Raw genomic sequence first — 741 nt, 5'->3', positions numbered from 1 at the left:
AGCTGGTCTTAATGGTATGGCTTCGAGGTGCACCGGCGTGCCCTCAATGAAGACCATACCGACACGTCGATGTCATCAAGAACGATCTGATTGTAAAAGGTAATCAGATTTTGCTGGTTAGCGGCTACCGAGAGGTGACCGTATGGCCGGATTTGGAACCCCTTCGAGCGCAAGCGAGGAGGATAGGAATTCCAAATCAAGCAAATATGGATGAGCATAGACAATGAGAACGAAGAAGTGAATTAAGGGCATTTGGTGGATGCCTTGGCATGCACAGGCGAAGAAGGACGTGATACGCTGCGAAAAGCCGTGGGGAGCTGCGAATAAGCTTTGATCCATGGATCTCCGAATGGGGCAACCCACCTCAGATATCTAGAAAATCTGTTTTGCTGAACTTTTTGATCTCACGCGCCGTACCGCACTTCCTTTGGAAGTGCTGGCGCTGCGATGGCGCGGCGGACGCCCGCCGACGGCCTATCGGCCTGTACTGGTGCCTTGCTCGATCTTGAGTTTGGCAGCGATACAGCGCGGTAGCGCGTCGGCCACGTTTGGCCGCCCCGTCTGGAGCGCAGCGGCCTTTGGCCGCGACAGCGTGAAGACAAAAGAAAACCCGGCGATACCGGGTTCAAGGGTTCAGCGAAAGAGGTTTCTAGATATCGCGATGAGGTATCTGCACCTGAATACATAGGGTGTAAGAAGCGAACGCAGGGAACTGAAACATCTAAGTACCTGCAGGAAAGG

Annotated in this window: 1 rRNA gene; it reads left to right on the top strand. The window is 53.4% G+C overall.

Annotated elements, in window-relative coordinates:
• Nucleotides 1–231: 231 nt before the first annotated feature.
• A 23S ribosomal RNA gene (locus tag FS804_RS24685) occupies nt 232–741 on the top strand; the annotation flags it as partial.

It is taken from the genome of Agrobacterium sp. DE0009 (assembly GCF_007680755.1).
In the GTDB taxonomy this organism is placed as follows: Bacteria; Pseudomonadota; Alphaproteobacteria; order Rhizobiales; family Rhizobiaceae; genus Agrobacterium; species Agrobacterium tumefaciens_B.
Note: the sequence above shows the minus strand (reverse complement) of the source record. Positions and strands in the feature narration are given on the sequence as shown.